The organism is Chryseobacterium paridis (assembly GCF_016595215.1).
Taxonomy (GTDB): domain Bacteria; phylum Bacteroidota; class Bacteroidia; order Flavobacteriales; family Weeksellaceae; genus Chryseobacterium; species Chryseobacterium paridis.
Genome location: NZ_JAENHK010000010.1, coordinates 215,206 through 223,097, shown reverse-complemented (window position 1 = coordinate 223,097; position 7,892 = coordinate 215,206). Strand labels below are relative to the sequence as shown.

Below are 7,892 nucleotides of genomic sequence, written 5' to 3'. Positions count from 1 at the left end.
TTACGCATAACAATTTGAGATATTTAAGTTAGTTTATTCATTATAAAGCTTTTAGACTAATATTATACTACACATAATAATAATCACATCGAGGTGAATTTTTTTTCAACCGTAAAGCTTTATTGCTTAACTATATAGTCAGATATGACCTAATCGATGATTTGGAATTAAAAAGGCTAAAAATAAAAATCCATTGCTGATTTCATTTTTAACCTTTATTAATATCATTTTTCATGTTACGGTGAAACACCATAATAGAGTATCCTAAATCTTCAGCCTGCAGCCCTAAATTTGGTTTATCGGCATAATTTTATGCTGTTCACATTTTATTAATTAACTGATAAATTCTGGTGATATTTGTTTCAGACAATCAAAATAACGGGCTCATGTATTAGAAAATATTTGCGGCCAACCCAATCTGGATTTGTCTGCTTTTTGGAGAATCACCAATTTCACTTATTTTACTAAAGCCCCAGGTGTATCTGCCATACAATATAAATGGTTTGAAATTGACTTCAACGCCTGCAACCAGACCAAAATCTGTTTTCTTAAAAAGGCGCTTACTGTTTTGAAGAGTGGTCTCATCACTATTGGCTAAAAAACTAAATTGAGGGCCTCCTACTATGGTTATCAGTCCCTTGGTATTAAGGCGTAGCAAAACCGGTACAGAAATATAGTTCAGCTTTTTCTTTTTATCAAAGACATTAAAAAGAACTTCTGAATATCTTTCTTCGATCTTCGTATTGGATTGATTAAACTGAACCTCCAGCTGCAATCCAAAAGCTTTTGAAAAATCATAATAAGCATATCCTCCCAACTGATACCCCAGTGCGAATTTATCCCTGAAAGCCTCCCCATCAATTTTTGTAAGATTGGCGCCTGCTTTTGCTCCTAAATGCAATTGAGCACTTCCTTCCGCTAAACCTGCAAACAACAAGATTGCAAAAAACATTTTTCTCATAATAGTATATTTAATGTGTAATTCTGGTAAAGTTACATGGTGATGAAATTGTAAATACCGAGAATTATACATATCCACCTAATTACTATACTAAACTCGAAAATATCTGATGGGAATAACGATTATTTTACGATAAGAACCGGAATAATAAAAGGGATAATCAGCTTACAGAGAATGTTTGGCAAAGAAATCATCCCTAAAGCTTTTCCCTAAGGTTATTTCAATTTCCTTAATCCACACAGTGGTGTTATCAAAAGACGTAACAAATCGATTATTTACAATATGGCTTCTGCTGATTCTGATAAATTGGTCCTGAGGCAATTTTAAATACATATTCTTGAGATTCATCCAGGTGATATGTCGTTTTTCATCAGCTGTATAAATAATAACATAATCTTTCAGGGCTTCTATATGGGTAATATTATTATAGAATAATTTATGAAAACGTTTATCCGCCCGAACAATAATATGGTCATCAGAAGTATTTTCAATACTATATTTATCATTTTTCAGGAGTGCAAGATAACTTGCTGCCTTAGATACGGTTTTATTAAAGCGTTCCTGTGATATCGGCTTCAGAAGATAATCCATTGCATCTAATTCATAGCTTTCAATGGCATAATGAGGATAAGCTGTAGTGAATACAAGCAGTGTTTCAGGAGGTACTAACGGTGCAAATTCAATTCCACTTCTGACAGGCATTTCAATGTCTAAAAAAATAATATCTACTTCATGGGTTTTCAGATATTCTTCAACACCAATTGTACTATTAAAAGCACGCAAAAATGTGAGACCTGGAGAGTCCATTATTAAATCTTCCATCCCCATTCGGGCAACAGGTTCATCATCAATGACTATACATTTCATAACGGAAGCTTTAAAGTGGTCATATATTCATCTTTAGTCCTGCTCGACTTCAACGAGTAGGTATCTTTATAAATCAGCTCTAACCGTCTCTGCATATTATTTAAGCCTACACCACTCTCTTTATTTTTAGTGATACTCACGGTAGGAACTGAATTGACCACATGAACTTTTAGAAATCCATTTTCAATTAATAATACGGCATCTATGTACGATCCGTCTGATGAATCCATACTGTGTTTAATCGCATTCTCAATTAAAATAAGGAAAATATTAGGTGGGATTTTTACATCTCTAATTTGATCTTCACAATATTTTATCGTGTATTCAAAATTGTCTCTTCTGATTTTTTCAAGACTCAGATAATCATCCATAAACTTGATCTCTGAAGAAATATACACTTCATTCTCGTTATCTTCATATAAAAGTCGCCTTAAAAAATCTGAAAGTTTCAAAATAATATAGGAGGCTTTTTTAGGATCTCTTCTGGTAAGAATGTTAATATTATTAAGCATATTGAATAGAAAATGAGGTTGTATCTGGTTTCTTAAAGCTATTAATTCGCTTTCTGCTGATTTTTTTTTCAATTCATAAAATTTTTCAATATCTGCCATCCAGTGCTGAAACAATTTCAGCCCACTCGAAAACAAAATGATGGGTATTAAAAAACAGGTAACAACTAAAACTTCCAGCAGTGAATTTTTTATGTTTATAGCAGGAAGTAAACGATGACTTTCCAGTAAAACCTTTCTATGAATGAGTAAAAAGCTGCATCCAATAAGAACCGAAAAACATAAAATAATCAGGTAATTAATCGATTTTCCTTTATAAAGAAATTTTGGAATTAATATATACATATTAAAATAGAACAGGAGCGATAATAATGATACATTAAAGATCCAGTCCAAATGATCATAAATACCATCGAACTCTCCCCATCTTCTTCCCGCGGTCATGAAAAACAAAATACATGAAAAGCTTAAAAGATGTCGGATTATTCTATACTTTCCATCTACAAGAAACCTCAGCAAAAAATCATCTTTTACCTGTTTTTCTTTAAAAATTAGATTAAAGTTTTCCTTCATGACTATATTCTCAAGATGTATTATTTACTAATTTATAGTCTTAAGAACATGCAAAATAAAAGCAATTTTTACGATCTTAGAAATAAATTATACAAGACTGCTTATTTACTATACTAAATTTCTTCTAAAGGAAAGACTTCTTCAGCCTTTTCATTGTACTCAATTATCTTACACTAAATTGTGATCTGGGTCACATAACTACCCTGGAAATTCTATTGACATTTGTAATAGGAAAAAGGAATACTCCAAAAATTTCAGATAAACAATTTATCCAAATACATTATATAAAATGGAAACAGTAAATAATAAAATTGGAATGCCGGTACTTGGGTTTGGAACATTGATTCCAGATAAAGCTTTAACAATAAGTGCAACTGTCGATGCTCTAGAAGCAGGATTCAGACATTTTGACTGTGCAGAGCGATACCAAAATGAAAATGAAGTAGGTATCGCACTACGCGAGGGGCTTGCAGCAACTGGCATTCGTCGTGAAGATATCTTTGTAACCGGAAAATTATGGAATATCAACCATCGCCCTGAAAGGGTTGAAGCTGCTTTGGACGCCAGTCTGGAAAGATTGGGGCTTGACTATCTGGATGCTTATCTTATTCACACTCCATTTGCATTTCAACCGGGAGATGATCAGGATCCTCGGGATGAAAATGGCAATACCATCTATGATAAAGATGTCACTTTATTAGATACATGGAAAGCAATGGAAAAGCTTGTAGATATTGGAAAAGTGAAAAATATCGGATTATCTGATGTAAGTTTGGAGCTGCTTTCTCCTATTTACGAATCCGCAAGGATCAAACCTACAGTGGTTCAGATAGAATCACATCCTTATTTACCAGAAACAGAGCTTTTGAACTTTTGTAAAGAAAGTGATATTGTCTTTTTAGCTTTTGCTCCACTGGGTCATGGAATAAGGCCGGGCTTACTGGAAGATCCTGTTATTCTAAAGATTGCTACAGATATTGGAAAGACCCCGGCACAGGTGCTACTTGGTTGGGCGGCCCAACGTGGAACCGCTTTACTTACAACGCCCAAAACCAGGGCTCGTGCAAATGAGAATTTTGATGTAGATTTTTTACCGCAATATGCATTTGATGAAATTAATCGTATTGAAACCAGGCAAAGATATAATCAAGTGGTGAAAACTGGGGTTCCCGGGTTTATTGCGAGGGTAGATTAGATAAATAAATCGGCTTAAACAAAAGTTTAAGCCGATTTATTATTCGGTTGTTATGTTATTTTTTTATGAAAATCTATCATTACATAATTTTATCCATTTCTTTTTCCACAATATGTGTCAATACCAAGCCGCTATAGATTTTCTTAAATAAGTTCATGCTGTTTTTCTGTTCACCATATTGAGGAGAAGTCCATTTTACATAGCCTTCAGTTATTTCACTTACTACAGCAAAGCTTCCACCGTTTATATTTAAAAATGCGATTGCAGGTAAAGTACTGTTTGTCAGATCGTCAATACTTTTTTTCCCAACCACATTTTCAACTTGAAAAGTTGAAGACAGGATGTTGTGTAGCGTTACAAAATCCAAATTTTCGCAATCAACTTCCTGTACAGTTTTTTTTGGTTCGTAGTGCTGGAAGAATATTTTAAAAATTTCGTATGTTTTAATCTTATTATAATCTGCAGGTAACATTATATATATATTCTTTTATTTATGTTTCTATTTATTCATTAAATACATTGTTCCTCTTTCTGTGAGATTGAGATCTTCTATTTCAATTTTATAGGCTTTCTCCTCTCCTTTTAGATAATGAAACTTAGCAAAATATTGAATTTTATCAATCTTATTCCAACAGAAGTAATGATTTTCTTTGATTTGATAAAGAAAAATTTCACTGTACATATAATTGTCCAAAGTACTTGTTGAGGTAAGCATAATCACACTTTTTTCAGATTTCTTATAAAAGAAGATCTCCTGATTGGCAGATCTATATGGCGTATCTTCTATAAAAGGAAAAGCATAAGGCCGTTTTAATGCAATAGCATACGTCTTCGACATGAAATTTCTAACCTTCTTCTGATAGGGGCTGATAAATAGCTGGAAATTAAATTTCCTTTTTAAATCCCTGCCAAGAAATTGAGGCGATATATAAAATACCTCTCGTTTGTTTACTTCTGTCTTTGTGTATTTTTCTATATGGAAGGTAGGTAAACCTTTAATATTAATAAAATGAATTAATAGATAATGTTTTTCTGTAATAAGGTCATAAATATTTCCATCTCTCCATATATGGGCATTTCTACTGTGTAAAAATTCCTGAGCCATATCCGCATGGAAATATCTGATTTTATTACTTATTTCCAACTTCCGTAATAATAAGGCCATACTTTCTATTTCAGAATCAATATATTGTATGTCCTGTGTCTGAACGGTATTAAATTCAAAGTTACATTCATCGAAGCAGAAATGCCTGTCACTTTGTACTATTTTCTTAAAGTCCTTACTTAGCCTGAATATTTTATTTATAAAAGGAGTATTTCTGTATAAGGTAAAGAATCCGGCAGGATATTTATCCACAGGAGAAATGACATCATATTCATTTAGCATATCATGGGTAACAAATGCTCGTATGTTCCCAAACATTAAATCTACATCACAATATCCCCAAAAATCATACTTTGAAATATATTCTTGTAGGATCTCCCCATACAAAGGCTTAAAGTCACACAGTTTATAGGCATCCTTTACGTTGACCGAAATTTTTAGTTTTTCAGTTGCCATTTCATTAAACTTTTGTAAATCAAACTTAATGAAATGAACATTCTTTATTTTGTATTTAGGAGCAATATTGGTAAAAATGTAAAAATCTATGGTTGGATTATATTCACAGCCTTTCAGGAAATAATCAAAATAGTCCGGCCAGGTTTTCCCGAAAAAACAATTTATAAATGCTATTTTTTTCATAATAATTAGGATAATAATTAGAGACTAAAAATGATATTAACTAAAGAACCCCCAGTAATAGAAATACGAAAGGATTAATATAAATGAAAATAGTACTGAAATGACAATGATCTTATATGTAAGTTGTCTGTAGGTTACCAAAAATAGTATGAATGATAAACCGAATAGGATCATATGTACTTTTAACAAATAAAATAAATTGATAAACTTTTCGGGAATACCAAAAGCACATATAAAAAAATTCGTATTATTGGAATAAACGATCGCATAGATAAGCCCCGCCATAAGTACTACTCCTATGATACAATTAATGATAAGTATCCCGTAGAAAGCTTTCATGATTAGCTTGTCTACCTTTCGTCTTCTCCATATACTTACAGAAAAGAAAATAATGGCAACTAATAAAATTCCATAAGCTAGAATCAACGGAGCAACTTTTAGAATATCAAAGCCACCAAATAATAACATGGCTAATTTGGTAATTCCTGAGTTGATATGAATGTCTGTGATAAACCTCACTTCCGGGGAATTAATAACTTGTGTACTGCCTGAATTCAAAGGCGTTTTATCATTGATGAAATTATTGATAAGATCACTTCCTTCCTTTCCAAATAAGAGAGCATGTCCTTCATTTTTGAAGATGATCAGTTGGGCTTTCAGTAGTCCTGCCAGGGATTGTGCATTTGAAACAGGAGTAATAGGATCAAATTCTCCTCCCATAATCATCGTTGGAATTTTAGACATCTTTCCATAGTCTAATATATTTTGCGGAACCTGTTTATTATTATTCCACTGGCTGCCCACAAGAAAGTCGGCTCTATAAAATGATAATCCCCCTTTTAATCCGGGATAATTCGCTGCATCCTCATCATAATACTTCAATGAATTATAAGGAATCGCATCATTAAGTACCATACTATAATAGGTCCCAAAGTCCAATGCTTTAAAAACGCCAGAAAATACACCTACAATTGAGCTGAGTGTTTCGGCATCTCTTTTATGAAATAAGGTAATGATAACGGGTAATACCTCTATTAATTGCTTCGTGTATAAAGCCTGGTGAATTACAATTTTAAAATCTTCGCTATTAAAAGTAAAGCTACCTTTTTCCAGAAGATCTTTAGGAACTCCTACCGTTAATGGATTTTTAGCCAGATCTTCTATTACTTCATAATAGGTCTTTTCAAGATTTGGGAATTTTTTATTTACCGCCGGGTTTTGCTTACATTTAGCAAAAAATATATTGAGTTCTTTGACATAATGATCATTGATCTTGTTATAATATTCAGAGATATTATCAACCGGAGAATCCAGAATCATTTTATTGAAATCTTCAGGAAATGAATTGGCGTATACCTGCGAAATATAAGTCCCATATGAAACTCCAAGTACATTCCATTTGTCATAATGTAAAGCCTTTTTAAGCGCATGAAGATCATTGGCGATATTGATACTGCTATAGTTAGCAGGGTCAATCCCTTTTCTTATCAGCTCATTTTTACAGTTCATTGCGGCAAATGACCTGTTTTTCTCATCTGCTGTTGAAGATTCGTTTGAAGATAAAATTTTAAATATTTCCGTTCCTAGTTCCGGGCATAATTTAGGTAGCGAATTCCCCACTCCTCTTGCATCCACCAATATGATATCTGAGTAGTCTCTTAGAGGATGATTCCTAAAATATCCAAACGCACCTACCCCGGATTGTCCTGGTCCACCTTCTATATATACCAGAGGCTTTTGAGTGGATTGTTTTTTCTTTTTTAAAACAACATATGCTATTTTTATTTTGCTTGACGGAGCGATCCAGCTTTCAGGAACTGAAAGGTACCCCCACTCAACCGATTGGTCATCTTTGAGGTTTTCAACGTCAAAAAATGGTTTTGTTTTTGTAATTGTGTATTCTCCTTTCTGAGCAAACAGAAACGAGGATACCATCATAAGTAGTAAAAAAATTACTTTCTGGGTCTTCATATAGAATTATTAATTTTTATTTTTTTGTTATTTATAGAGTCACTGTATCCGCTGATTTCTTATCATGATGGA

At 32.9% G+C, this 7,892-nt stretch carries 7 protein-coding genes; 1 reads left to right on the top strand and 6 read right to left on the bottom strand.

Annotated elements, in window-relative coordinates; genetic code table 11:
- Positions 1-391 precede the first annotated feature (391 nt).
- The 3 genes from JHL15_RS10675 to JHL15_RS10665 form a co-directional block, all read right to left on the bottom strand.
- Positions 392-961 carry a porin family protein gene (locus JHL15_RS10675; protein ID WP_200245649.1) on the bottom strand — a complete coding sequence of 190 codons (570 nt, stop codon included), beginning with the start codon at positions 959-961 and terminating at the stop codon, positions 392-394.
- Between the two features lie 165 nt (positions 962-1,126).
- Complete coding sequence (locus tag JHL15_RS10670; RefSeq protein ID WP_200245648.1) at positions 1,127-1,828, bottom strand: LytR/AlgR family response regulator transcription factor; 702 nt, start codon at positions 1,826-1,828, stop codon at positions 1,127-1,129.
- Complete coding sequence (locus JHL15_RS10665) at positions 1,825-2,910, bottom strand: sensor histidine kinase (protein WP_200245647.1); 1,086 nt, start codon at positions 2,908-2,910, stop codon at positions 1,825-1,827. The genes JHL15_RS10670 and JHL15_RS10665 overlap by 4 nt, the downstream gene beginning before the upstream one ends.
- A gap of 289 nt (positions 2,911-3,199) precedes the next feature.
- On the opposite strand from JHL15_RS10665, the gene JHL15_RS10660 reads away from it, so the two are divergent.
- Positions 3,200-4,105, top strand: a complete 906-nt coding sequence (locus JHL15_RS10660; RefSeq protein ID WP_200245646.1) for an aldo/keto reductase — start codon at positions 3,200-3,202, stop codon at positions 4,103-4,105.
- A gap of 79 nt (positions 4,106-4,184) precedes the next feature.
- Here the strand turns inward: JHL15_RS10660 and JHL15_RS10655 are convergent, their stop codons facing one another.
- The 3 genes from JHL15_RS10655 to JHL15_RS10645 are packed head-to-tail and all read right to left on the bottom strand — an operon-like array spanning position 4,185 to position 7,820.
- Positions 4,185-4,577: a cysteine peptidase family C39 domain-containing protein gene (locus tag JHL15_RS10655; protein ID WP_200245645.1), complete on the bottom strand. Its 393-nt coding sequence runs from the start codon at positions 4,575-4,577 to the stop codon at positions 4,185-4,187.
- A 27-nt stretch (positions 4,578-4,604) separates the two neighbouring features.
- Complete coding sequence (locus tag JHL15_RS10650) at positions 4,605-5,849, bottom strand: DUF6625 family protein (protein ID WP_200245644.1); 1,245 nt, start codon at positions 5,847-5,849, stop codon at positions 4,605-4,607.
- A 36-nt stretch (positions 5,850-5,885) separates the two neighbouring features.
- The gene (locus tag JHL15_RS10645; protein ID WP_200245643.1) at positions 5,886-7,820 is read right to left on the bottom strand and encodes an alpha/beta hydrolase; all 1,935 of its coding nucleotides are present in this window, start codon (positions 7,818-7,820) and stop codon (positions 5,886-5,888) included.
- Positions 7,821-7,892: the final 72 nt, after the last annotated feature.

Bases quoted from the DNA above. Each gene is read 5' to 3' on its own strand.
- JHL15_RS10650 (WP_200245644.1), bottom strand. From the start codon at position 5,849: ATGAAAAAAATAGCATTTATAAATTGTTTTTTCGGGAAAACCTGGCCG.
- JHL15_RS10665 (WP_200245647.1), bottom strand. From the start codon at position 2,910: ATGAAGGAAAACTTTAATCTAATTTTTAAAGAAAAACAGGTAAAAGAT.
- JHL15_RS10670 (WP_200245648.1), bottom strand. From the start codon at position 1,828: ATGAAATGTATAGTCATTGATGATGAACCTGTTGCCCGAATGGGGATG.
- JHL15_RS10660 (WP_200245646.1), top strand. From the start codon at position 3,200: ATGGAAACAGTAAATAATAAAATTGGAATGCCGGTACTTGGGTTTGGA.
- JHL15_RS10675 (WP_200245649.1), bottom strand. From the start codon at position 961: ATGAGAAAAATGTTTTTTGCAATCTTGTTGTTTGCAGGTTTAGCGGAA.
- JHL15_RS10655 (WP_200245645.1), bottom strand. From the start codon at position 4,577: ATGTTACCTGCAGATTATAATAAGATTAAAACATACGAAATTTTTAAA.
- JHL15_RS10645 (WP_200245643.1), bottom strand. From the start codon at position 7,820: ATGAAGACCCAGAAAGTAATTTTTTTACTACTTATGATGGTATCCTCG.